This window comes from Sphingomonas sp. CCH9-F2 (assembly GCF_001556735.1).
Lineage (GTDB): Bacteria > Pseudomonadota > Alphaproteobacteria > Sphingomonadales > Sphingomonadaceae > Sphingomonas > Sphingomonas ginsenosidimutans.
In genome coordinates this window covers 1-247 of the sequence record NZ_LSJO01000424.1, presented here as the reverse complement: position 1 = coordinate 247, position 247 = coordinate 1, and the positions used below count along the sequence as shown (strand labels likewise).

The window sequence follows — 247 nt, the reverse complement described above, 5'->3', positions numbered from 1 at the left end:
CCCGCTTTCCGCCCGCCCGCCCCTCCCTTCGCTACAAGGCCGCGGCGATCCTCGCCGCGTTGATCGCCGCGGGGTGCGTGCCCCGCACCGAACCGACGCCCGCCCCGGCGCCGCGCCCCGTGCCGGTTCCCGCGCCGGCACCGTCGTCCACCCCGGCCGCCGACTGGCAGGACTGGCCATGGACGCCTGGCACCTGGACCTATGACCGTGACGCGCGCGGCAGCCGCGCGCTGTACGGCGCGGCGGG

Annotated in this window: 1 pseudogene; it reads left to right on the top strand. The window is 78.9% G+C overall.

The features are described 5' to 3' along the window. Nucleotides 1-247: pseudogene (locus AX685_RS22600) on the top strand (hypothetical protein); the annotation flags it as partial.